Source organism: Pseudomonas sp. Irchel 3H9 (assembly GCF_900187495.1).
GTDB lineage: Bacteria > Pseudomonadota > Gammaproteobacteria > Pseudomonadales > Pseudomonadaceae > Aquipseudomonas > Aquipseudomonas sivasensis.
The window spans coordinates 64,631-87,872 of record NZ_FYDK01000003.1 but is presented as its reverse complement, the minus strand read 5'-3'; the positions used below and the strand labels follow the sequence as shown (position 1 = coordinate 87,872).

General features: G+C 60.6%; 22 protein-coding genes. 12 read left to right on the top strand and 10 right to left on the bottom strand.

Annotated features, from left to right (window positions below):
- Positions 1 to 11: 11 nt before the first annotated feature.
- The 4 genes from CKW32_RS12140 to CKW32_RS12125 form a co-directional block, all read right to left on the bottom strand.
- A complete protein-coding gene (locus CKW32_RS12140; protein WP_032883927.1) occupies positions 12 to 986 on the bottom strand; it encodes a serine/threonine protein kinase in 975 nt (324 codons plus the stop codon).
- Positions 987 to 1,165: 179 nt separating this feature from the next.
- Positions 1,166 to 3,064: a PhoX family phosphatase gene (locus CKW32_RS12135; RefSeq protein WP_095185063.1), complete on the bottom strand. Its 1,899-nt coding sequence runs from the start codon at positions 3,062 to 3,064 to the stop codon at positions 1,166 to 1,168.
- Between the two features lie 79 nt (positions 3,065 to 3,143).
- The gene (locus CKW32_RS12130; RefSeq protein WP_095185062.1) at positions 3,144 to 3,908 is read right to left on the bottom strand and encodes a TOBE domain-containing protein; all 765 of its coding nucleotides are present in this window, start codon (positions 3,906 to 3,908) and stop codon (positions 3,144 to 3,146) included.
- Between the two features lie 52 nt (positions 3,909 to 3,960).
- A complete protein-coding gene (locus tag CKW32_RS12125) occupies positions 3,961 to 4,698 on the bottom strand; it encodes a ComF family protein (protein WP_095185061.1) in 738 nt (245 codons plus the stop codon).
- 92 nt (positions 4,699 to 4,790) lie between these two features.
- Here CKW32_RS12125 and bioB point away from each other — a divergent pair, with 92 nt between their 5' ends.
- From bioB to CKW32_RS12075, 10 genes are all read left to right on the top strand, one after another.
- Positions 4,791 to 5,846 carry a biotin synthase BioB gene (gene bioB / locus CKW32_RS12120; protein WP_032883922.1) on the top strand — a complete coding sequence of 352 codons (1,056 nt, stop codon included), beginning with the start codon at positions 4,791 to 4,793 and terminating at the stop codon, positions 5,844 to 5,846.
- Positions 5,847 to 5,989: 143 nt separating this feature from the next.
- A complete protein-coding gene (bioF, locus tag CKW32_RS12115) occupies positions 5,990 to 7,171 on the top strand; it encodes an 8-amino-7-oxononanoate synthase (RefSeq protein ID WP_032883921.1) in 1,182 nt (393 codons plus the stop codon).
- Entirely contained in the window at positions 7,164 to 7,895 is a 732-nt protein-coding gene (locus CKW32_RS12110) for an alpha/beta fold hydrolase (RefSeq protein ID WP_095185060.1), read from the top strand. The genes bioF and CKW32_RS12110 overlap by 8 nt, the downstream gene beginning before the upstream one ends.
- Positions 7,888 to 8,700 (top strand): malonyl-ACP O-methyltransferase BioC, encoded by an 813-nt coding sequence (gene bioC, locus CKW32_RS12105; RefSeq protein ID WP_095185059.1) that lies wholly within the window; start codon positions 7,888 to 7,890, stop codon positions 8,698 to 8,700. The genes CKW32_RS12110 and bioC overlap by 8 nt, the downstream gene beginning before the upstream one ends.
- On the top strand, positions 8,697 to 9,377 hold the full coding sequence (gene bioD, locus CKW32_RS12100; protein ID WP_032883918.1) for a dethiobiotin synthase: 681 nt from the start codon (positions 8,697 to 8,699) through the stop codon (positions 9,375 to 9,377). Before bioC ends, bioD begins: the two co-directional genes overlap by 4 nt.
- A 106-nt stretch (positions 9,378 to 9,483) precedes the next feature.
- On the top strand, positions 9,484 to 9,765 hold the full coding sequence (locus CKW32_RS12095) for a hypothetical protein (RefSeq protein WP_032883917.1): 282 nt from the start codon (positions 9,484 to 9,486) through the stop codon (positions 9,763 to 9,765).
- A 263-nt stretch (positions 9,766 to 10,028) separates the two neighbouring features.
- A complete protein-coding gene (locus CKW32_RS12090) occupies positions 10,029 to 11,834 on the top strand; it encodes a phenylacyl-CoA dehydrogenase (protein WP_032883916.1) in 1,806 nt (601 codons plus the stop codon).
- Between the two features lie 200 nt (positions 11,835 to 12,034).
- Positions 12,035 to 13,324, top strand: coding sequence for a diguanylate cyclase (locus tag CKW32_RS12085; RefSeq protein ID WP_095185058.1), 1,290 nt, complete (start codon positions 12,035 to 12,037; stop codon positions 13,322 to 13,324).
- A 90-nt stretch (positions 13,325 to 13,414) separates the two neighbouring features.
- The gene (locus tag CKW32_RS12080) at positions 13,415 to 15,184 is read left to right on the top strand and encodes an acyl-CoA dehydrogenase C-terminal domain-containing protein (RefSeq protein ID WP_095185057.1); all 1,770 of its coding nucleotides are present in this window, start codon (positions 13,415 to 13,417) and stop codon (positions 15,182 to 15,184) included.
- A gap of 122 nt (positions 15,185 to 15,306) precedes the next feature.
- Entirely contained in the window at positions 15,307 to 17,085 is a 1,779-nt protein-coding gene (locus CKW32_RS12075; RefSeq protein WP_032883911.1) for an acyl-CoA dehydrogenase C-terminal domain-containing protein, read from the top strand.
- A gap of 227 nt (positions 17,086 to 17,312) precedes the next feature.
- Here CKW32_RS12075 and CKW32_RS12070 read toward each other — a convergent pair whose 3' ends face one another.
- A complete protein-coding gene (locus tag CKW32_RS12070) occupies positions 17,313 to 18,212 on the bottom strand; it encodes a LysR family transcriptional regulator (RefSeq protein ID WP_032883909.1) in 900 nt (299 codons plus the stop codon).
- 197 nt (positions 18,213 to 18,409) lie between these two features.
- Here CKW32_RS12070 and CKW32_RS12065 point away from each other — a divergent pair, with 197 nt between their 5' ends.
- Both CKW32_RS12065 and CKW32_RS12060 read left to right on the top strand, forming a co-directional pair.
- A complete protein-coding gene (locus tag CKW32_RS12065; protein ID WP_095185056.1) occupies positions 18,410 to 19,675 on the top strand; it encodes an aspartate aminotransferase family protein in 1,266 nt (421 codons plus the stop codon).
- Between the two features lie 182 nt (positions 19,676 to 19,857).
- Complete coding sequence (locus CKW32_RS12060) at positions 19,858 to 20,016, top strand: YqaE/Pmp3 family membrane protein (RefSeq protein ID WP_003194776.1); 159 nt, start codon at positions 19,858 to 19,860, stop codon at positions 20,014 to 20,016.
- 5 nt (positions 20,017 to 20,021) lie between these two features.
- Here the strand turns inward: CKW32_RS12060 and pqqE are convergent, their stop codons facing one another.
- The 5 genes from pqqE to pqqA all read right to left on the bottom strand — a co-directional run bounded on the left by pqqE (position 20,022) and on the right by pqqA (position 23,238).
- Positions 20,022 to 21,152, bottom strand: a complete 1,131-nt coding sequence (pqqE, locus tag CKW32_RS12055; RefSeq protein WP_095185055.1) for a pyrroloquinoline quinone biosynthesis protein PqqE — start codon at positions 21,150 to 21,152, stop codon at positions 20,022 to 20,024.
- On the bottom strand, positions 21,145 to 21,420 hold the full coding sequence (gene pqqD / locus CKW32_RS12050) for a pyrroloquinoline quinone biosynthesis peptide chaperone PqqD (RefSeq protein ID WP_095185054.1): 276 nt from the start codon (positions 21,418 to 21,420) through the stop codon (positions 21,145 to 21,147). The genes pqqE and pqqD overlap by 8 nt, the downstream gene beginning before the upstream one ends.
- Entirely contained in the window at positions 21,417 to 22,169 is a 753-nt protein-coding gene (pqqC, locus tag CKW32_RS12045) for a pyrroloquinoline-quinone synthase PqqC (RefSeq protein WP_095185053.1), read from the bottom strand. Before pqqC ends, pqqD begins: the two co-directional genes overlap by 4 nt.
- Positions 22,170 to 22,180: 11 nt before the next feature.
- On the bottom strand, positions 22,181 to 23,092 hold the full coding sequence (gene pqqB, locus CKW32_RS12040) for a pyrroloquinoline quinone biosynthesis protein PqqB (RefSeq protein WP_032883902.1): 912 nt from the start codon (positions 23,090 to 23,092) through the stop codon (positions 22,181 to 22,183).
- Positions 23,093 to 23,163: 71 nt separating this feature from the next.
- The gene (gene pqqA / locus CKW32_RS12035; protein WP_003194766.1) at positions 23,164 to 23,238 is read right to left on the bottom strand and encodes a pyrroloquinoline quinone precursor peptide PqqA; all 75 of its coding nucleotides are present in this window, start codon (positions 23,236 to 23,238) and stop codon (positions 23,164 to 23,166) included.
- Positions 23,239 to 23,242: the final 4 nt, after the last annotated feature.

Sequence of the window (23,242 nt, the reverse complement as noted above, 5' to 3'; positions counted from 1 at the left end):
TTCGAAAGCAATCAGAAGAGTTTGAGCGGCTCTTCATTGAGCGCCGAAAGCTGCTCGCGCAGTGCCAGCACCTGATCACCCCAATACCGCTCGCTGCCGAACCACGGGAAGCTGTGGGGGAAGGCGGGATCGTCCCAACGCCGCGCGAGCCAAGCGCTGTAGTGCATCAGGCGCAGGGCGCGCAGCGGTTCGATGAGTGCCAATTCCCGCGGGTCGAAATCGTGGAACTCCTGATAGCCGTCCATCAACTCGGACAGTTGGCCCAGGCATTCCTGACGGTCGCCAGCGAGCATCATCCACAGGTCCTGCACCGCCGGCCCCATACGGCAGTCATCCAGGTCGACGATATGGAACATCTCGTCGCGGCACATCATGTTGCCGGGGTGGCAATCGCCGTGCATGCGGATGTTCTTGTGCGGTGTGGCCTTGTAGACCTCTTCCACACGCTTGAGCAGGTCGCGGGCAACGGACTCGTAGGCCGGCAGCAGGCTTTTGGGAATGAAATTGCCTTCGAGCAGCGTGTTGAGTGAATCGTGACCGAAGTTCTTCACGCCCAGGGCTTCACGGTGTTCGAACGGGCGGGTCGAACCCACCGCGTGCAAACGGCCGAGCAGTTGCCCGAGTCGATACAGTTGATCAAGGTTGCCGGGCTCTGGCGCACGGCCGCCACGGCGAGGGAACAAGGTGAAGCGGAAGCCGGCGTGTTCGAACAGGCTCTCGCCGTTGTGGATCAATGGCGCGACTACTGGCACTTCGCAGTCGGCCAGCTCGAAGGTGAAGCGGTGTTCTTCAAGGATCGCGTCGTTGGTCCAGCGTTGAGGGCGATAGAACTTGGCGATCAGCGGTTCACCGTCTTCGATACCCACCTGATACACGCGGTTTTCGTAGCTGTTGAGCGCCAGAACACGAGCATCGCTGAGGAAACCGATGCTTTCGACGGCGTCGAGCACGAGGTCAGGGGTGAGGGTTTCAAACGGATGGGCCATGGGAACTCCTGCGGGCAGCAGGGCGCCGCTTCCGGCCGGGTATGGTAACGCACCAAGCCTGAGATAGGGGGCGCCTGTGCCATTGTCATCGGGGGCAAGTGCCCTCCCACAGGTGACCGCGTTTATCCTGTAGGAATGCGGTCTGATGTGGGAGGACGCTTGCCCTCGATAGCGGCCTATCAGGCGCCGACAATCCCGCCATCATCTCGCCGAATCGCTATCACCGACGAACGCGGCTTGCCATTCGGCAGATGCTCCGGCCAAGTCGAGCCGCCGGTTTCCCCCGGATGCTGAATCCCCACAAACAACGTTTTCTGATCTGGTGAGAAGCTGATACCCGTCACTTCACACGCCACCGGCCCGACCATGAAGCGGCGGATTTCTCCGGTGACTGGGTCGGCGCAGAGCATCTGGTTGTTGCCCATCCCGGCAAAGTCGCCCGCGTTGCTGTAATCGCCATCGGTGAGGATCCACAGGCGTCCGGCCTTGTCGAAGCCCAGGCCGTCGGGGCTGTTGAACATGTTCTGCGGGTTGATGTTGGACGATCCGCCCTTGGGCTTGCCCGCGTGTACGCCGGGGTTGCCGGCGACCACAAACAAGTCCCAGCTGAAATCGGCCGCACCGTGGTCATCGGCATTGGCTTTCCAGCGCAGGATCTGGCCGTAGACGTTCTTTTCCCGTGGGTTGGGGCCGCCTACTGGTTGGCCGTCTTCGCCGCGCTTGGCGTTGTTGGTCAGGGTGCAGTAAACCTGGCCATCGGTGGGGCTGACCACGATCCATTCCGGGCGGTCCATGCGCGTGGCTTTGACCACACTGGCGGCCAGGCGCGCGTGGATCAGCACTTCTGCCTGGTTGGCGAAACCGCTGCTGGCGTCAATGCCGTTTTTTCCATGGGTCAACTCGACCCACTGGCCTTTGCCCTTGGGATGATCGGCATCGCCGTTGCCCGCGTCGAAGATCGCCACGTACAAGGTGCCGTGGTCGAGCAAGTCTTTGTTGGCCTTGGGGTTCTTGTGGTTGATCTTGTCGCGGCTGACGAACTTGTAGATGAACTCACCGCGCTCGTCGTCGCCCATGTACACCACCGCGCGGCCGTCGCGGGTTTCAGCGAGGGCGGCGTTTTCGTGTTTGAAGCGGCCCAGCGCCGTGCGTTTGGCCGGGGTGGATTGCGGGTCGAATGGGTCGATTTCCACCACCCAGCCATGACGATTGAGTTCGTTGGGGTTCTTGGCCAAGTCGAAGCGGGGGTCGTGCTGGTGCCAGTTGATGTCTTTACTGGCGGCCACCACGCCGTAGCGTTTCTGTGCGGCGTCGAAGGTTTGTTGTGGGTCGCTGCTGCCGAAGCAGTCGGTGAAGTTTTCTTCACACGTCAGATAAGTGCCCCAGGGTGTCTTGCCGTTGGCGCAGTTCTGGAAGGTACCGAGGGCTTTCTTGCCGGATTTGTCGGCGCTGGTTTTCAGCCAGTCGTGGCCAGCAGCAGGGCCGCTCAGGCGGATTGGCGAGTTGCCGTGGATACGGCGGTTGTAACGCGAGTCCTGGACGAACTGCCAGGTGTCACCCTTGCGCCGCACTTCAATTATCGACACGCCTTCGCTGGCCTGGGCCTTGTGCACATCTTCCGCCGATTGCGGCGCGCCGCCGTGGGCGAAGAGATAGCGGTAATTGGTGTATTCGTTGTTGATCGCCATCAGCGCGCGGTTGTCGTCGCCGGGGAAGGCGAACAGGCTCATGCCATCGTTGTTGTCGCCGAATTGCTGTTCTTGGGCCTTGGCCGTGCCGTTGCCGGAAGGGTCGAAAGCCGGCGCGCTCTTGTGCAGCGGTTGGCCCCAACTGATCAGCACCGAGGCGCTGTAGCCCGGCGGCAAGGTGATGGTGTCGCTGGTGGCGGCAGCGATGCTGGCAAACCCCAGCAGCGGGCTGGCGGAAGCGGCGTTCACGGCCAGTGCGCTGCGGCTCAGCAGGTTGCCGCCCAGGAACATCGCGGCACCGCACAGGGCGCCGGCGCCGATGAAGCGGCGGCGGGTGAGGCCAACCATCTGTTCAAGGTCGGTGGCTTGGTTTTCTTCTAATAGGCTCATCTCAGGCTCCCTGCGGTTTTTGCAGACACCATAAGGAGCGGGTGTGACGAAGTTGTTGCAGTTTGAAGAACTCTGCGGCTCAGACCGGTGTGCCGAGCAGCACATGACTGGGGGCAAATTGCACTTGGATCGCCTGGCCTTCGGCGGCGTCCAGGGCGATGAGTACGTCGGGCTGCGCCAGGGCGCATAAAACCTGGCCATTGGGCAGGGCGATACGCACTTCGCTGGGACCGTCCTCGGCGTGGAGAATGGCGTCTAGCGTCCCGCTCATACAATTGTGTCCGAGTGTTACGGCGCCATCCGGTGCCAGCAATTCCAGCCAGCCAGCCTTGATCAGCGCGACGACTTCCACGCCGATCTCCAGCTCCAGCCGTTGTGTGCTGTCGTGGGTGATTTGCGCGGCGAGGGTCAATCCACCCGCGAGTTGCAAATGAATCAGGTCGTTGCGGCCATGGCTTTCAATTCTGATGACCAGGCCATGCAACTGATTGCGCGCGCTGGTTCGCAGCATCAGACGGCCCAGCAGATTGAAGTCACTGGCGGCTTCGTCCGAGCCCAGCACCTCAGCCTGCAAGGCTTGCAGGCGTTGATAGAGGCGCAATACCCGTTCCCCTTCAGCCGTGAGCCTGGCGCCGCCGCCGCCTTTGCCGCCGACGCTGCGTTCTACCAGCGGTTTTTGCGCGAGGTTGTTCAGTTCATCAATGGCATCCCAAGCGGCCTTGTAACTCAAGCCAGCACTCTTGGCGGCGCGGGTGATGGAGCCCTGTTCGGCGATATGCCCAAGCAGGGCGATGCGTTGGGGGCGGCGGACGATGTGTTGGCTCAGTAAAGTCGGAAGAGACATGGGCATACGCTGTGTTGGGATGAGCGGACGTTGCGGCTGTGAGGCATGAGAGTCAAGTGCCGGGCTTGGGTGTGCGGGCCAGGCAGTACACGTCCACCTGTCGCGCGCCGGCGTTGATCAACAGCCGCGCCAGGCTGTGGGCGGTGGCGCCGGTGGTGAGCACGTCGTCCACCAGCGCCAGGTGGCGGCCTTGTACAAGGGCGTCAGGGGTCAGGGCGAAGGCGTTGAGCAGGTTGCGTTTGCGCGCCTTGGCGTCGAGGGTCTGTTGCGCCATGGTTTCATGGGGGCGTAATAACAGGTGTTCATCGTAGGGGATATTCAGGTCGGCACTGAGCCAGCGCGCCAGCATCAGCGCCTGGTTATAACCACGCTCGCGCAAGCGCTGGCGGGCCATGGGTACCGGCAGCAGAACGTCTGGGCGGGTGAGTTCGTTGTTGTCGAAGCGATCCCGCAGGTGTTGCCCCAGCAAGTGCCCCAGTAGATGCCCGAGGGGCCAGCGCGCCTGGTGCTTGAAGCGACTGATCAAGGTGTCCACGGGAAAGCTGTAGGTCCAGGGGGCGATTACTTGTTTAAAGGCGGGGGGGTGTTTCACGCATTGGCCGCAGATCAAACCGTCCATCGCCAAGGGTAGCGCGCAGGTCTGGCAGTGCTCCATCAGCCAGGGCAGCTCGGTTTCGCAGACGTTGCACACACAATCGTCTGTTTCTGTGGCCTCATCGCAGATTAAACAGGTGCGTATGTTTTTTAACCAGATGTAAACTTCGTGTTTGTATCTTGGTTGACAGTGCATGAATCTTCCTTAAATATGCCGAGCATCCGTGTCGCGCCTGTGGGTATTGCCCTTCCCGCAGCGTTTGCCAAAGCATAATCAAGGAATCGCCCATGAGCGCCAGCATCACCGCCACCTTGCGTCACGATTGGTCCCTGGCTGAAGTCAAAGCACTGTTTGTGCAGCCGTTCAATGACCTGTTGTTCCAGGCGCAGACCGTACACCGTGCGCATTTCGACGCGAACCGTGTGCAGGTGTCGACCCTGCTGTCGATCAAAACCGGCGCCTGTCCGGAAGATTGCAAATATTGTCCGCAGTCGGGCCACTACAACACTGGCCTGGAAAAAGAAAAGCTGATGGAAGTGCAGAAGGTCCTCGAAGAGGCTGCCCGCGCCAAGGCCATCGGTTCGACGCGCTTCTGCATGGGCGCTGCCTGGAAACACCCGTCGGCCAAAGACATGCCGTACGTGCTGCAGATGGTCAAAGGCGTGAAGGCCATGGGCCTGGAAACCTGCATGACCCTCGGCCGTCTTGACCAGGACCAGACCGAAGCCCTGGCCCAGGCCGGCCTCGACTACTACAACCACAACCTGGACACCTCGCCGGAGTTCTACGGCAGCATCATCACCACCCGCACCTACAGCGAGCGCCTGCAAACCCTGGCCTATGTACGTGATTCGGGGATGAAGATCTGTTCCGGCGGCATCCTCGGCATGGGCGAGTCCCTCGACGACCGTGCCAACCTGCTGATCCAGTTGGCCAACCTGCCGGAGCATCCGGAGTCGGTGCCGATCAACATGCTGGTGAAAGTGGCCGGTACGCCGCTGGAAAACGCCGAAGACATCGACCCGTTCGACTTCATCCGGATGCTCGCCGTGGCGCGCATCCTGATGCCTCAGTCCCATGTGCGGCTGTCCGCCGGCCGTGAAGCCATGAACGAGCAGATGCAGGCCCTGGCGTTTTTCGCCGGCGCCAACTCGATTTTCTACGGCGACAAACTGTTGACCACCGCCAACCCGCAGGCCGACAAGGACATGCAACTGTTCTCGCGCCTGGGCATCCTGCCGGAAGCCCGTGAAGAGCACGCCGATGAAGTGCATCAAGCGGCGATTGAGCAGGCGTTGGTCGAGCAGAAGAGCAGCGAGCAGTTCTACAACGCTGTCGTCTGATTGAAATGAAAGGCCAATGTGGGAGGGGGCTTGCCCCCGATGAGGGAGTGTCAGTCGATAAATAAAGTGACTGGCCCACCGCTATCAAGGGCAAGCCTCCTCCTACAATTTGATCGAGTTAATCCTGCTAGTCCGAGGCCTGCATGTCGTTTGATCTATCCGCGCGCCTCGCTGCCCGCCGTGCCGAACACCTTTACCGTCAGCGGCCACTGCTGCAGAGCCCCCAAGGCCCTGAAGTGGTGGTCGACGGCCAACCGTTGCTCGCCTTCTGCAATAACGACTACCTGGGCCTGGCCAATCATCCTCAAGTGATCGAAGCCTGGCGTGCTGGTGCGTCCCGTTGGGGCGTGGGCGGTGGCGCATCGCATTTGGTGGTCGGGCATGCCACGCCGCACCATGAACTGGAAGAGGCCCTGGCTGACCTGACCGGTCGCCCCCGTGCGCTGCTGTTTACCACGGGCTACATGGCCAATATGGGCGCAGTCACGGCGCTGGTGGGGCAGGGCGATACGGTGCTGCAAGACCGTCTCAATCACGCGTCCTTGCTGGATGCGGGCTTGCTGTCCGGTGCGCGGTTCAATCGCTACCTGCATAACGACGCCGCCAGCCTGGCCAAGCGCCTGGAGAAAGCCACCGGTAATACGTTGGTGGTCACCGATGGCGTGTTCAGCATGGACGGCGATTTGGCCGACTTGCCCGCGCTGGCCCGTGAAGCCAAGGCCAAAGGCGCCTGGCTGATGGTGGACGACGCCCATGGTTTCGGCCCGTTGGGGGCCAACGGCGCAGGGATCGTCGAGCATTTTGGCTTGAGTCAGGAAGACGTGCCGGTACTGGTCGGCACCCTGGGCAAAGCCTTCGGCACCGCCGGCGCGTTTGTGGCGGGCAGTGAAGAATTGATCGAAAGCCTGATCCAGTTCGCCCGGCCGTATATCTACACCACCAGCCAACCACCCGCGTTGGCCTGCGCCACGTTGAAAAGCCTGGAGCTGCTGCGCACCGAGCATTGGCGGCGTGAACACCTCAATGGCCTGATCCGCCAGTTCCGACAGGGCGCCGAGCAGCTCGGCCTGGACTTGATGGACAGCTTTACGCCGATCCAACCGATCCTGATCGGCGACAGCGCCAGAGCCGTGCGTTTGTCCCAGATGCTGCGCGAGCGCGGCTTGATGGTCACCGCGATCCGACCACCAACGGTACCCGTCGGCAGCGCCCGTTTGCGCGTGACATTGACGGCGGCCCACAGCGAGGCGCAGGTGCAGCTATTGTTAAACGCATTGGAAGAGTGTTTCCGCTTGCTAGGCGCCCTGGAGCCCGACCATGCGTGATCGACTGATATTGCTGCCCGGCTGGGGCCTCGGCGTATCGCCGCTGGAACCTTTGGCCGCCGCATTGCAAGGGCTGGACGAACACTTGCACGTACAGATCGAGCCGTTGCCGGTGCTGGACTCCAGCGATCTCGGCGAATGGCTGGATGAACTCGACGCCACATTGCCGGATAACGCCTGGCTCGGCGGCTGGTCCCTGGGCGGCATGCTGGCCTCGGAATTGGCGGCGCGACGTGGCGAACGCTGCTGCGGGTTGCTGACCCTGGCGAGCAATCCATGTTTTGTCGCCCACGAGGGTTGGCCGAGTGCGATGCCTGCGCAGACGTTCGATTCCTTCCTCGCCGGCTGCCACGCCGATTCCCTGGTCACCCTCAAGCGCTTCGGATTGTTGTGCGCCAAAGGTGCTGAAGACCCTCGCGGGCTGGCGCGTTTGTTGGTCAGCGGCGCGCCGCAGACGCCGTCCGGCGCGTTGATGACCGGTCTCGAACTGCTTGCGCAATTGGACACCCGCGAAGCCTTGCTGGCCTATCGCGGCCCGCAGTTGCATCTGTTTGCCGGTATGGACGGGTTGGTGCCTGCCGAAGCCGCCAGCGACCTGCTGACGCTGCTCCCCGATGTTGAAATCGGTCTGATTGAACAGGCCGGTCACGCTTTTCTTCTGGAGGACCCCCACGGAGTAGCGGGGGCCATCCAGGCTTTTTTGCATGAGTGCGTTGATGACTGATTTATCCCACCCCCCTCTGCCGGGTGCCTTGCCGGACAAGCGCCAGGTAGCGGCGTCGTTTTCCCGTGCGGCGGCCAGTTACGACAGTGTCGCCGAGCTGCAGCGAGCGGTGGGGCATGAACTGCTGTCGCGCCTGCCGTCAGCGTGCGCGCCACGACGTTGGCTGGATATGGGATGCGGCACTGGGTATTTCAGTCGCGTGCTGGGTGAGTTATTGCCGACCAGCGAGGGCGTGGCGCTGGATATCGCTGAAGGCATGCTCAACCATGCGCGGCCTTTAGGCGGCGCGGCGCATTTCATCGCGGGAGATGCCGAGCGTTTGCCCGTGCACGATGCAAGCTGCGGGCTGATCTTCTCCAGCCTTGCGGTGCAATGGTGTGCCAACTTCGATGCAGTGCTCAGCGAGGCACATCGCGTGCTGCAACCGGGCGGGGTATTGGCCTTTGCCAGTTTGTGTGTGGGTACATTGGACGAACTGCGCGAAAGCTGGCGCGCCGCCGATGGCCTGGTGCACGTCAATCGCTTCCGTACCTTCGAGGCTTACCAACAACTGTGTGCGGCCAGCGGCCTGCGTGTGGTCAGCCTGGAGCGCCAGCCCCATGTGCTGCATTACCCGGATGTGCGCAGTCTGACCCATGAATTGAAGGCTCTTGGTGCACACAATCTCAACCCCGGACGCCCCGGAGGGCTGACGGGCCGCGCGCGAATTGTTGCACTGGTCGAGGCTTATGAGCGATTCCGCCAGTCCCAAGGCCTGCCGGCGACTTATCAAGTGGTGTACGCCGTACTGGAGAAACCTCTATGAACGCCGCTTATTTCATTACGGGCACCGACACCGACGTCGGCAAGACCACCATCGCCGCCGGCCTCCTGCATGCAGCCGGCCAAGCCGGCAAAAGCACCGCCGCTGGTAAACCTGTCGCCTCCGGTTGCGCAGTAACCCCCGAGGGCCTGCGCAATGCCGATGCATTGGCGCTGCTGGCCGAATGTTCATTGCCGTTGAGTTATGCCGAGGTCAATCCGGTGGCTTTCGAGCCCGCCATCGCCCCGCACTTGGCGGCAAGGGAGGCAGGGGTTTCGCTGACGGTGCAATCGCTGCTCAAGCCCATGCAGCAGATTCTGGCGCGGCAAGCGGATTTCACTTTAATCGAGGGCGCAGGTGGCTGGCGCGTGCCGTTGGCTGACCAGGCCAATCTGTCGGACCTGGCCATCGGGCTCAAACTGCCGGTGATCTTGGTGGTAGGCGTGCGCCTGGGTTGTATCAGCCATGCTTTGCTCACCGCCGAAGCCATCGCAAGGGATGGTCTGTCGCTGGCGGGCTGGGTGGCGAACATCATCGATCCCAAGACCTCCCGTCTGGAAGAAAACCTCGCCACCCTGGCCGAACGGCTACCTGCTCCGTGCCTGGGTCGAGTGCCGAAACTCAAGCACGCCAGCGCCGAAGCCGTGGCGCAATACTTACAGTTGGACTTGCTTGACTGATTTTGGCTATCGCTAAGGCATTATGCCATTAGTGTTTTTGACGGGCGTTTTGCCAGGTTCTCTGCTTCAATCAGCATTCACGATTCTCTAAAGGCAGGCTTACGCCATGGAAATCTCTGGAAGCAGCGCGTTTTATTCGGGCCTGAACACCATTCAGTCCGGGCAGAGCCGTGTCGACCAGGCCGCTGGCAAGATCGCCAGCGCAGCCACCAGCCAACCTTCCGATGCCCAGAATGATCGCTTGCAGGCGATCAACCGTGGCCAGCCGACCGATTCCGCCAGCAATATGGTGGAACTGGCAGAAGGCAAGTTTCAGGTGGAGCTAGGCGTCAAAGTCGCCAAGGCTTCCGACGAAATGCTCGGCACCTTGATCGACACCTACGCCTGATCTGCTGGCGCTCGAAATGTGAGAGGGGCTCGTCCCCCTCCCACATTTGTCCTGTTTTATTCTGATCCCTCTCTACACTCTCCCCGATGTGGCATCTCGCCTCAGGCCTTGTTGCGCCTGGGTTGACGTGCGTCATGACAGACGGCATCTGCCCGACGCTTGACATCCCCAGGTCGTAAACGTATGTTTCAAACACCTGTTTGACCGCCACAACACATCCACGCGGTTGTTCATTCCAGCTACATCAGCAGAGGTTTATCGCTATGCCTGACTACAAGGCCCCCTTGCGTGATATTCGCTTCGTTCGTGACGAACTGCTCGGTTATGAAGCGCACTATCAGAGTCTGCCGGCTTGCCAGGACGCTACTCCGGACATGGTTGACGCCATCCTTGAAGAAGGCGCCAAGTTCTGTGAACAAGTGCTGGCACCGTTGAACCGCGTGGGCGACATCGAAGGGTGCACCTGGAGTGAGTCAGGCGTTAAGACGCCGACGGGTTTCAAAGAAGCCTACAAACAATTCGTCGAAGGCGGCTGGCCTAGCCTGGCCCACGACGTGGAGCACGGCGGCCAAGGCCTGCCGGAATCCCTGGGTCTGGCCGTGAGCGAAATGGTCGGCGAAGCCAACTGGTCGTGGGGCATGTACCCAGGCCTGTCCCATGGTGCGATGAACACCATCTCCGAGCACGGCACCCCCGAGCAGCAAGAGGCCTACCTGACCAAGCTGGTATCGGGCGAATGGACCGGCACCATGTGCCTGACCGAGCCACACTGCGGCACCGACCTGGGCATGCTGCGCACCAAGGCCGAGCCTCAGGCCGACGGCTCCTACAAAGTCTCCGGTACCAAGATCTTCATCTCGGCCGGTGAACACGACATGGCCGACAACATCGTCCACATCGTATTGGCCCGCCTGCCGGACGCACCGGCCGGCACTAAAGGCATATCGCTGTTTATCGTGCCCAAGTTCATGCCTAACGCCGACGGTTCGGTGGGTGAGCGCAACGCGGTGACCTGTGGTTCCCTGGAACACAAGATGGGTATCCACGGCAACGCCACCTGCGTGATGAACTTCGACGCGGCCACCGGTTTCCTGATCGGCCCGGCGAACAAAGGCCTGAACTGCATGTTCACCTTTATGAACACCGCTCGCCTGGGCACCGCGCTGCAAGGCCTGGCCCATGCCGAGATCGGCTTCCAGGGCGGCCTGAAATACGCCCGCGATCGCCTGCAAATGCGCTCCCTCACCGGCCCGAAAGCACCGGACAAGGCCGCTGACCCGATCATCGTGCACCCAGACGTGCGCCGCATGTTGCTGACCATGAAAGCCTTCGCCGAAGGTAATCGCGCAATGGTGTACTTCACGGCCAAGCAAGTGGATATCGTCAAGTACGGCACCGATGACGAAGCCAAGAAACAGGCCGATGGCCTGCTGGCTTTCATGACGCCAATCGCCAAGGCATTCATGACCGAAGTCGGTTTTGAATCGGCCAACCATGGCGTGCAGATCTACGGCGGTCACGGCTTCATCGCTGAGTGGGGCATGGAGCAGAACGTGCGCGACAGCCGCATTTCGATGCTGTACGAAGGCACCACCGGTATCCAGGCGCTGGACCTGCTCGGCCGTAAAGTGCTGATGACCCAAGGCGAGGCGCTCAAGGGCTTCACCAAGATCGTGCACAAGTTCTGCCAGGCCAATGAAGGTAACGCGGCCGTTCAGGAGTTCGTTACACCGCTGGCTGCACTGAACAAAGAGTGGGGCGAGTTGACCATGAAGGTCGGCATGGCCGCGATGAAAGACCGTGAGGAAGTCGGTGCCGCTTCGGTGGATTACCTGATGTATTCCGGTTACGCCTGCCTGGCTTACTTCTGGGCCGACATGGCACGCCTGGCGGCCGAAAAACTGGCTGCCGGCACGACCGAAGAGGCGTTCTACACCGCCAAGTTGCAGACTGCGCGCTTCTACTTCCAACGCATTCTGCCGCGTACTTTGGCGCACAAAGCCACCATGCTGTCGGGCGCCAACAACCTGATGGACATGAAAGAGGAAGACTTCGGCCTGGCTTACTAAGCCTCACCGGGTTTCCCTGAACCGCCGCTTCCCTTGGAAGCGGCGGTTTTTTATGGGCGATAAAAAACACAGCGCAGCGCTCAGGGATTGTCGCCGCCTGCCGTTACAGTGATGGCAATGTGATACGTGACAGGCAGGGTGTGCTTAACTGTCCGCGCTAAGGCACATAGCCATCATTTTTGCGGGTCGGAGTTCTACCCTTGTCACGCGTGTCCGCTGTTCGTTTCAGTCATTTCCTCCCTTCGTTGCTGCTCTTGCTGGCCGGGCTTTCGGCTGCGTACGTCAAGGACCTCAACGTCTTCTTCACGTCACTGTTCAATGTGTTGCCAACCTTGGTGCTGTTGCTCGGCGGTTCGTACTGCGCTGTGTATCGGCGCCAGCGTGAGCTGTTTTTGATGATCACGGTGTACATCGCCTACTTCCTGCTCGATACCCAGACCGATTTCTATCGCGACAACGGCCGCGTGCGCGAAGACGCTGCCGTGGTGTTTCATCTGTGTTGCCTGCTGTTGCCGCTGCTGTTCAGCATCTACGCGCTGTGGCAGGAGAAAACCCATCTGTTCCGCGACTTCGTGGCCCGTTGCGCTGTGGTACTGGCGATAGGCAGCGTGGCGCTGGCCCTGGAGCAAAGTTATCCCCAAGCGGTGTTGAACTGGCTGGCGGAGATTCGCTGGCCGGCGCTGCACGGGACCTGGATGAGCCTGATCCAGTTGTCGTATCCGATGTTCCTGGTCGGTTTTCTCACCCTCGCCGCCCAATACTGGTACCAGCCGCGCCCGCTGCATGCGGCGCAATTGGTGGGGTTGCTGGGGCTGTTCTGGATGCTGCCGAAAACCTTCATCCTGCCGTTCACCCTGAACATCATGTGCAGCCAGGTGATGTTGATGATCGCGGCCGGCGTGGCCCATGAGGCCTATCAAATGGCGTTCCGCGATGAGCTGACCGGCCTGCCGGGACGCCGCGCCCTCAACGAGCGCATGCAGCGGCTGGGGCGCAACTATGTGTTGGCGATGACCGACGTCGACCACTTCAAACGTTTCAATGACACCCATGGTCACGATGTGGGTGACCAAGTGCTGCGCCTGGTGGCGAGCAAGTTGTCCAAGGTCAATGGCGGTGGACGCGCCTACCGCTACGGCGGTGAAGAGTTCGCCGTGGTGTTTGCCGGCAAAACCCTGGATGAGTGCATGCCGCACCTAGAGGAAATCCGCGAAATTATCGCCAACTATGACATTAAGCTGCGCAACGCGGACCGTCCCCAGGATGATCAACAAGGCCGTCAGCGCCGGGCGGGCAGCGGCGCGACGAGTGTGTCGGTGACGGTCAGTATCGGCGTGGCCGAACGCCAGGCCGAGCAGCGCAGCTCCGAAGAAGTCCTCAAGTCCGCCGACCAGGCGCTGTATGCGGCCAAGGGCGCCGGGCGTAACTGCGTGATCGCCGCCGGGCAGACGCGCCGTGGCGCGGTGCGTATGGACAGCGCTGCCGGTTAAGTAATGGCGGTGTATTCAGCGGTTCTACAGTGATTGTTTGCGACGCTGGCCAGCAGTAGGTTGAGACCATCTGCTGCCGGAGACATGACCATGCCTGAGTACAAAGCTCCCCTGCGCGACATGCGCTTTCTGATCGACAACGTATTTGATTTCCACGGTCACTACGCCACGCTGGGCGCAACCGACGCCAGCCCGGACATGGTCAGCGCTATCCTCGAAGAGGGCGCCAAATTCTGCGAGAACGTGCTCTCGCCACTCAACCGCAGCGGTGATGAAGAGGGCTGCCATTTCGACAATGGCGTCGTGACCACGCCCAAGGGCTTCAAGGAAGCCTTCGCCCAATACGTCGAAGGCGGTTGGCACGGTGTGGCGTCGGATCCGGCCTACGGCGGCCAGGGCTTGCCGCAATCGTTGGGCCTGGTGCTCAGCGAGATGATCGGCTCCAGCAACACCTCATGGGGCATGTATCCGGGCCTGACTCACGGCGCGATGTCGGCGATCCACGCCCACGGGACGGAAGAGCAGAAGGCCACGTTCCTGGGCAAACTCACCGCAGGCGAATGGACCGGCACCATGTGCCTCACCGAAGCCCATTGCGGCACCGACCTGGGCCTGATCAAGACCCGCGCCGTGCCCCAGGCCGATGGCAGCTATGCGATCACCGGCAGCAAGATCTTCATCTCGGCCGGTGAGCACGACATGAGCGCCAACATCATCCACCTGGTGTTGGCCAAACTGCCGGATGCACCCGCGGGCACCAAAGGTATCTCGCTGTTTATCGTGCCCAAGTTCCACGCTGACTCCGGCGAACGCAACGCGGTGCACTGCGGCTCCATCGAGCACAAGATGGGCATCAAGGCCTCGGCCACCTGCGTGCTGAACTTCGACGGCGCCAAGGGTTTTTTGATTGGAGAGGCCAATAAAGGCCTCAATTGCATGTTCACCATGATGAACCACGCGCGGCTGGGTACCGGCATGCAGGGCCTGTGCAACGGCGAGGCGAGCTTCCAGGGCGCGATCAAATACGCCAACGACCGCCTGCAAATGCGCTCCCTGACTGGCGCCAAGGCGCCGAACAAAGCCGCCGACCCGATCATCGTGCACCCCGATGTGCGTCGTATGCTGCTGACCATGAAAGCCTTCAACGAAGGCAATCGCGCGCTGACCTACTTCACCGCGCAATTACTCGACACTGCACACCTGAGCAGCGACGCCGCTCAACGCCAGGAAGCCGAAGACCTGCTGGCGTTCCTCACGCCGATCTGCAAAGCCTTTATGACCGACACCGGGCTGGAAGTGACCAACCACGGCATGCAGGTATTTGGCGGCCATGGCTATATCCGCGAATGGGGCATGGAGCAGTTGGCTCGCGATGCGCGGATTGCGCCGATCTATGAAGGCACTAACGGCATTCAGGCACTCGACCTGCTGGGGCGCAAGGTGCTGGGCAGCCAGGGCAAGTTGCTGCGCGGGTTTACCAAGATTGTGCATAAGTTCTGCGCCGCGAATGCCGAACATCCGCAGTTCAAGGCCTATGTGGCGCAGCTCAATCAGTTGAACCAGGAGTGGGGCGAGTTGACCACCCAGGTCGGCATGGCCGCGATGAAAAATCCCGACGAAGTGGGCGCCGCTGCCGTGGATTACTTGATGTACAGCGGTTACATCGTCCTTGCCTACCTGTGGCTGCGCATGGCGATTGCGGCGCAGGCCCATGACGATGTCGAGTTTGCCAAGGCCAAGCTGGCCACGTGCGAGTTCTACTTCAAGCGTCTGCTGCCGCGTACCACAACCCACCGCGCCGCTGTGCAAGCCGGCAGCGAATGCCTGATGAGTCTGCCAGCGGAGGCATTTGCACTGTAGTGACTTAAAAATACCAATCAGTCACAAGTGGACCCTATGTGTCTGAAAAGTTGTTCGGGTACACTCGGAGCCTGTAAAACCGATCCTATCGAATCACTTTTCCCGTTCTCACGAGGTTTGCCATGGCTGATTACAAAGCGCCGCTGCGTGATATGCGCTTCGTCCTCAACGAAGTTTTTGAGGTCGCCAATACATGGGCCCAATTGCCGGCATTGGCAGACAGCGTTGACGCCGAAACTGTCGAGGCGATCCTCGAGGAAGCCGGCAAAGTCACCGCCAAATCCATCGCCCCGCTGAGTCGCGGTGGCGATGAGCAAGGCTGCCGCTGGGATAACACCGCGGTGTTTACCCCGGACGGTTATCCACAGGCCTACAAAACCTACGCTGAAGGCGGCTGGGTCGGTGTCGGCGGCGATCCGGTGTTTGGCGGTATGGGCATGCCCAAGGCGGTGTCGGCCCAGGTTGAAGAGATGATCAACTCGTCGAGCCTGGCGTTTGGCCTGTATCCGATGTTGACGTCTGGTGCGTGCGTATCGATCAACACCCACGCCAGCGAAGAGCTCAAGGCTGCCTACCTGCCGAAGATGTATTCCGGTGAATGGGCCGGTTCCATGTGCCTGACCGAGGCCCATGCCGGCACAGACTTGGGGATTATCCGGACCAAGGCCGAACCTCAGACGGACGGCTCCTACAAAATCAGCGGGACCAAGATCTTTATCACCGGTGGCGAGCACGACCTCACCGAAAACATTATCCATCTGGTCTTGGCCAAGCTGCCGGATGCGCCGGCCGGGCCTAAGGGGATCTCGCTGTTCCTGGTGCCCAAGTTCATGGTCAATGCCGACGGCAGCCTCGGCGCGCGCAACCTGGTGAGCTGTGGTTCCATTGAACACAAGATGGGTATCCAGGCGTCCGCTACTTGCGTGATGAACTTCGACGAAGCCGTGGGTTACCTGGTGGGCGAGCCTAACCGTGGGCTGGCGGCGATGTTCACCATGATGAACTACGAGCGTCTGGGTGTGGGTATTCAGGGCCTGGCGTCCGGCGAGCGTTCCTATCAGAACGCGATTGAGTATGCGCGTGATCGTCTGCAAAGCCGCTCACCGACAGGCGCTCAGGCGAAAGACAAAGCCGCTGACCCGATCATCGTCCATCCGGACGTGCGCCGCATGCTGCTGACCATGAAAGCTGCGAACGAAGGCGGCCGCGCGTTCTCCACCTACGTGGCAACGCAGCTGGATATCGCAAAGTTCAGCGAAGACGCCGCAGCCCGTGAGCGTGCGGATAACCTGGTGGCATTGCTGACGCCGGTGGCCAAAGCGTTCCTCAGCGACCTGGGCCTGGAAACCACGGTGCTCGGCCAGCAGGTGTTTGGTGGCCACGGGTACATCCGCGAGTGGGGCCAAGAGCAATTAGTGCGTGATGTGCGCATCACCCAGATCTACGAAGGCACCAACGGCATTCAGGCCCTGGACTTGATGGGGCGCAAGATCGTGGGCAGCGGCGGGGCGTTCTACACCTTGTTTGCCGACGAGATCCGCCAGTTCATTGCTCACTCGAACGCCGACCTGGCTGAGTTCACCAAACCGCTGAGTGCGGCGGTGGACAACCTCGATGAGTTGACGGCCTGGGTGCTGGATCGCGCCAAGACCAACCCGAACGAAATCGGTGCGGCCTCAGTGGAGTATTTGCATGCGTTTGGATACATGGCCTACGCCTACATGTGGGCGCGTATGGCCAAGGCCGCGTTGGGCAAAGAGGCTGAAGAAGACTTCTACGCCAGCAAGCTGGGGACCGCGCGCTTCTACTTTGCGCGTCTGCTGCCGCGTATTCACTCGCTGAGTGCGTCGGTAAAGGCCGGTAGCGAATCACTGTTTTTGATGGATGAGGCACTGTTTTAAGGGGGGGCGAGGGCGTGTAAGCATTCTCTTACATGACGTGCTGCTATTCGTCCTCTATCGCCAAATTGGATCCACGGATAATCTACTTCACATGGACGTCGCGCAGGAAGCGCAAAGAAACAACACGGACACGTAGGATTCTGCCAGGACGGCGGAGTGAAATGGATGTCAGGGAAACAGTCTGCAAAGCCCCGCTTCGGCGGGGTTTTCTTTTGCCCGCGAAAAAGTCAGGCCGGCGCCTGCGGGGCATTCATCACGTCTTCAAGCAAGGTGCGCAGCAGCGCCACTGTTGCTTGCTGGCGCTGCACGTCACGGCACACCAAGCCTACTTTCAGCGGCACCCTCGGTTCACTCAAGGGTTTCCACAGCAGCATCTGGCTGTTGTGTTCGTCCTGGGAGCGCCCCGGCAGCACCGTTGCCAGTTTGGTATGGGGCAGGCTGTCGAGAATCCCCACCATGGTGTTGAGCTCAGCCTGGACTTGTGGCCGTCGCCCAAGGTTGGCGAGTTGGCCCTGCCAGATCTGCCTGATTTGAAACTCTTCCCCCAGCAACAACATCGGCAACTCGGCCGCCTGTTTCAGCGAGACTTTCTTGAATTCGCGCAGGGGATGATCGTCCGGAATGACCACTTTCAACTCATCTTCATACAGCAGCACGCCATGTAATCCCGGCTGACGGGGTGGCAGGTAACTGATGCCGATGTCCAGCGAACCATTGAGCAGGCGCCGTTCAATCTCAAGCCCGGTCAATTCGTAAATCTGCACCACCAGATGCGGCTGGGCCTTGCGTACGCGCTCAAGCATCTGCGGCACCAGGCTGGTGTGCACGGTTTGCAGCACGCCGATAGCCAAGGTGCGCAGGGCCTGGCCCTTGAAGTTGCGCAGCGCTTCGACGGCTTGCTGCATGCCATCTATCAACGGCAACGCGTGGTTGTACAGCGTGTGAGCGGCCAGGGTTGGCAGTAGACGTTTGCTGCTGCGCTCGAACAGGCTCACATCCAGGTTCTGCTCCAGTTGGCGAATCTGTTGCGACAACGCTGGTTGGGAAATCGACAGACGTTCGGCGGCACGGCCTACATGGCCCTCTTCATACACCGCGACGAAATAACGCAGTTGCTTGAAATCCATAAGTCTTTCTTATCGAAAAAGCTGAAAAATCGAAATGGCTGTTAGCCCTTTAGGCGCCTAGTCTAGCGCCTATTCGCAGGGCTTACAGGGCCAGATCAGGCAATGAACAGTGTTTGTGTTGATAGCGTTTACATAGGCAACTCAAAAAATTCACAGGCAGTCTTCGCGGCTTGCTCGGTTGCTATCGGGGGGGATCTGTGAACTTGTTCTCTATTCGCCGCCCCGCGCCTAGCCTGGACGATTTGGTCTTGGATACGCAGCACGATGATCCGTCCAGCGAATCCTTGATGCCCACGGTGGCGAGGCCGCCGCAAGTCTTCGTGCGTGGCCAAGGTTCCTGGTTGTGGGACAGCGACGACCGCGCTTACCTGGACTTCAGCCAAGGCAATGGCGCCAATAGCCTCGGCCATAGCCCCCAGGTGTTGATCAAAGCGCTGAGTGACCAGACCCAAGCGTTGATCAACCCCGGCGTGGGTCTGCATAACCGTGCCCAACTCAACCTCGTCGACCGTTTGTGTCACCGTACCGGCAGCGACCAGGCTTATCTGCTCAACAGTGGCGCGGAAGCCTGTGAAGCGGCGATCAAGCTGGCGCGCAAATGGGGTCAGCTGCATCGTGGTGGCGCGTACCGCATCATCAGTGCCAGCAACGGTTGCCATGGCCGCAGTTTCGCGGCGCTGGCTGCATCGGCCGCTACTTTGGAAAACCGTTTCGAACCGCAATTGCCTGGTTTCAGCCATGTGCCTTTCAACGACCTGCCGGCGCTGCACGCTGCTGTCGATGCTCAAACCGTAGCCATCATGCTCGAACCGATCCAGGGTGCCGGCGTAACCCCTGCGACGGAGCGCTACCTCAAGGGCGTTGAGCGCTTGTGCCGTGAACTGGGGATCCTGCTGATCCTTGACGAAGTGCAGACAGGCCTCGGTCGTTATGGCACGTTGCTGGCTGAACAACAGTACGGTGTACGCGCTGACATCATCACCCTTGGCAAAGGTCTGGGCGGCGGCGTGCCCCTGGCGGCGCTGCTGGCACGTGGCAAGGCGTGTTGTTTCGAAGTAGGTGAATTGGAAGGCACGCATCACGGCAATGCGTTGATGGCGTCAGCCGGCGCGGCGGTACTCGATACCGTGCTGGAGCATGGCTTTCTTGAGCATGTGCGCGAGTCCGGCCTTTATCTTGGCGAAGGCCTCACCCGTCTGGCCTATCGCTACGACCACGGCCAACTGCGCGGCCAGGGCCTGATGTGGGGGCTGACGTTGTCGGATGATTCTGCCGATGCCGTAGTAAGCGCCGCACTGCAAGAAGGCCTGATCCTCAACGCCCCGCAACCTGACTGCCTACGCTTCACGCCAGCGCTGACGGTGAGCAAAAGCAACATTGACGAAATGCTCCTGCGCCTTGCTCGCGCGTTCTCCCGCGTGCGTACCGCACAGCTGCAATGCCGCAAGGGCATCGCTGTTTAACCCCATTTTTCTGAACCGTCTCGCGGTATACGCGGCGCCTCCAGCCTGATTCTTTTGGCTGGGGGCGTTTTTTTGCCTGCTCGTTACAGGATGGCTCAATGCCAGAATTCACTGAACCCTCACGAATGGCAAAGGTCGATTAGCTACACGGCTCACACGAGCCGATTTTTTGGAGCTGACCCATGGACATCATTCGTATCATCATCGCCATTCTGCTGCCGCCACTGGGTGTGTTTCTGCAAGTAGGCTTCGGCGGCGCGTTCTGGCTGAATATTCTGCTGACGTTGTGCGGTTACTTCCCTGGGATCATCCACGCGGTGTACATCATCGCCAAGCGCTGAGGCTGTTAGCCTTTTGCGATGAGCCGTGAATTGCGCTCATTGCGAAAGGCCAGTTGCTCGATGGTCTGGGTGGCGTGTTCGGCCTCTTCCCGCGCTTGCAGGATGATGCCGTGCTGCTCGGACTTGCTGCACACCGGGTCGGCGTTGCTCGCATCCCCCGTGAGCATGAAGGCCTGGCAACGGCAGCCGCCGAAGTCCTTTTCCTTTTCATCGCATGAACGGCATGGCTCGGGCATCCAGTCGTAGCCGCGAAAGCGGTTGAAGCCAAACGAGTCGTACCAGATGTGTTGCATGCTGTGGTCGCGCACATTCGGAAACTGCACCGGCATCTGTCGGGCGCCGTGGCAGGGCAGGGCGGTGCCGTCTGGCGTGACTGTAAGAAAGATACTGCCCCAACCGTTCATGCAGGCTTTTGGGCGTTCTTCGTAGTAATCCGGCGTCACGAAGATCAGCTTGCACGGATGGCCTTCGGCTTCGAGCTTGGCGCGGTATTCGTTGGTGATGCGCTCGGCGCGCACCAACTGCTCCTTGGTTGGCAACAGCCCAACACGATTGAGCTGCGCCCAGCCGTAGAACTGGCAGGTCGCGAGCTCAACAAAGTCCGCTTCCAGCGCGATGCACAACTCGATGATGCGGTCGATCTTGTCAATATTGTGCCGATGGGTGACGAAGTTCAGCACCATCGGATAGCCGTGGGCTTTCACCGCACGAGCCATTTCCAATTTTTGCGCGAAGGCTTTTTTCGAGCCGGCCAGCAGGTTATTGACCTGTTCGTCGCTGGCCTGGAAGCTGATCTGGATATGGTCCAGGCCGGCCTTCTTGAAGTCGCTGATCTTCTGCTCGGTGAGGCCGATGCCGGAAGTGATCAGGTTGGTGTAGAACCCCAGTTTGCGAGCCTCGGCGATCAACTCGGCCAAGTCCTGACGCACCAGCGGTTCACCGCCGGAAAACCCCAGCTGCGCGGCGCCCATTTCCCGGGCTTCGCGAAATACCTTGATCCACTGCTCGGTGCTCAGTTCCTTGCCCTGCTCGGCAAAGTCCAGCGGGTTGGAGCAATACGGGCACTGCAGCGGGCAGCGGTAAGTCAGCTCGGCCAGCAGCCACAGCGGCAGGCCAATGGCCGGCTTTTCAGGCAAGGGTGATCCAGTGCTCAGCACGGGCGACCTCCATGAATTGCTCGATGTCGTCACCGAGCTCAGGCACACCTGGGAATTGTTTATCCAACTCGGCGATGATTGCGGCCACGTCGCGCTCGCCGTCGATCAAACCACCGATCAACGCGGCGCTGTCATTGAGCTTGATCATGCCCTCTGGGTAGAGCAGCACATGGCCCTTTTGCGCAGGCTCGTACTGGTAGCGATAACCCTGGCGCCAGGTCGGTGTTCTGCTGCGATCAAAGCTCATAGGGTGATCCCTTTATGCCAGACCCGCTGCTCGGTCACGCTGTGATACGGCGGGCGTTTGAGTTCGTAGGCCATGCTCATGGCATCCAGCATGCTCCACAGGATGTCCAGTTTGAACTGGAGAATTTCCAGCATGCGCTCCTGGCCTTCGCGGGTGGTGTAGTGCTGCAGGGTGATCGCCAGGCCGTGCTCCACATCGCGACGAGCCTGACCCAAGCGAGTGCGGAAATATTCGTAGCCGGTTGGGTCGATCCACGGGTAATGCTGCGGCCAACTGTCGAGGCGCGACTGGTGGATCTGCGGCGCGAACAGTTCGGTCAACGAGCTGCTGGCGGCCTCCTGCCAACTGGCGCGACGGGCGAAGTTGACGTAGGCGTCCACCGCAAACCGTACGCCGGGCAGCACCAATTCCTGGGAGCGCAGTTGGTCCGGGTCGAGGCCGACTGCCTCGCCCAGTCGAAGCCAGGCTTCGATACCGCCGTCCTCACCGGGAGCACCATCGTGGTCGAGCAAGCGCTGGATCCACTCGCGACGGATCTCGCGGTCCGGGCAGTTGGCCAGAATCGCGGCGTCCTTCAGGGGAATGTTCACTTGATAGTAGAAACGGTTGGCGACCCAGCCCTGGATTTGTTCGCGGCTGGCACGGCCTTCGTACATCGCCACATGGTAAGGGTGATGGATATGGTAGAAGGCGCCCTTGGCGCGCAAGGCGGCTTCGAATTCGGCGGTAGTCAACGGTCTGTCAGTCATGTCGTCTGCTCCTACAATTCAATGCTCATGCCGTCGTAAGCCACTTCGACATTGCGCCGCACCAGCTCCGCCCGCTCGGGAGAATCTTCATCGAGGATCGGGTTGGTGTTGTTGATGTGGATAAGCACCTTGCGCTGCTCCGGCAGTTGCTCCAGCACTTCCAGCATGCCGCCGGGGCCGTTTTGCGCCAGGTGGCCCATCTCGCGACCGGTGCGGGTACCGACGCCACGGCGCTGCATTTCATCGTCGTCCCACATCGTGCCGTCTACCAGCAGGCAGTCGCTGCCGGCCATGATCTCCAACAGTGGCGCGTCGACTTTGCCCAGGCCCGGGGCGTAGAACAGTTTGCCGCCGGTGCGCAGGTCTTCAACGATCAGGCCAATGTTATCGCCGGGGTGCGGGTCGAAACGGTGCGGCGAGTAAGGCGGCGCAGCGCTGCGCAGTGGCAATGGAGTGAAGCGCAGATTCGGGCAGGCCGGGATGGTGAAGCTGGCGTCCAGTTCGATGCGGTTCCAGGCCAGACCGCCGTTCCAGTGGGTGAGCATGGTGAACAGCGGGAAGCCGGTGCTCAGGTCTTCATGGACCATGTCAGTGCACCACACCTGGTGCGGGCAGCCTTCGCGCAGGCTCAAGAGGCCCGTGGTGTGGTCGATTTGGCTGTCCATCAGGATGATCGCACTGATGCCGGTGTCGCGCAGGGCACGGCCCGGTTGCATCGGCGCAAAGCCTTGCAGCTGTGCGCGAATATCCGGGGAGGCATTGCACAGCACCCAATTCACACCATCGTCGGAGATCGCGATGGACGACTGGGTACGTGCCTGGGCCCGCAGGCTGCCATCACGAAAACCTGCGCAGTTCACGCAGTTGCAGTTCCACTGCGGGAAACCACCGCCGGCGGCGGAACCTAGAATCTGGACGAACATGGTTACTCCATCACGCAAAGCTCAAAACAAAAACGCCCCGGGCGAACCGAGGCGTTGTATTACCCAGCGGATTAACGGCTGGCGAAGTACATGGTGACTTCGAAACCGATGCGCAGATCAGTGTAAGCAGGTTTGGACCAAGTCATATTC